Annotated in this window: 1 protein-coding gene; it reads left to right on the top strand. The window is 68.7% G+C overall.

The window, feature by feature from the left end:
- On the top strand, positions 1 to 355 hold a 355-nt coding region (locus tag CCN51_RS52560; RefSeq protein ID WP_483883492.1), incomplete at both ends, for an ABC transporter permease family protein.

Genomic DNA, 355 nt, shown 5'->3' on the forward strand with positions numbered 1-355 from the left:
GCTGGCCTCCCAGCGCGAGGTGGTGGCCAATGGCGGCTGGGTGCTGTGGCCCGAGAACCCGACCCTCCAGGCCTACCGGGACATTCTCGACGGCGGCATCGTCAGCCACGCACTCGGCGTCAGCGCGGGCGTCACCCTCGTCGGCACCCTGCTCAGCCTCGTCTGCACGGTCACCCTCGCCTACGCCCTGTCCCGGCCCGGCGTGTTCGGCGGCAGGCCCGTACTCCTGCTCGTCCTGTTCACCTTCCTCTTCCCGCCCGGCATGATCCCGAACTTCCTGCTCGTCAAGGAGCTCGGGCTGCTCGACTCCTACGCGTCGCTGATCCTCCCGGTGCTGATCAGCGTGTTCAACCTC

Origin of the sequence: Streptomyces milbemycinicus (assembly GCF_002154605.1) — a bacterium.
Classification (GTDB): Bacteria; Actinomycetota; Actinomycetes; order Streptomycetales; family Streptomycetaceae; genus Streptomyces; species Streptomyces milbemycinicus.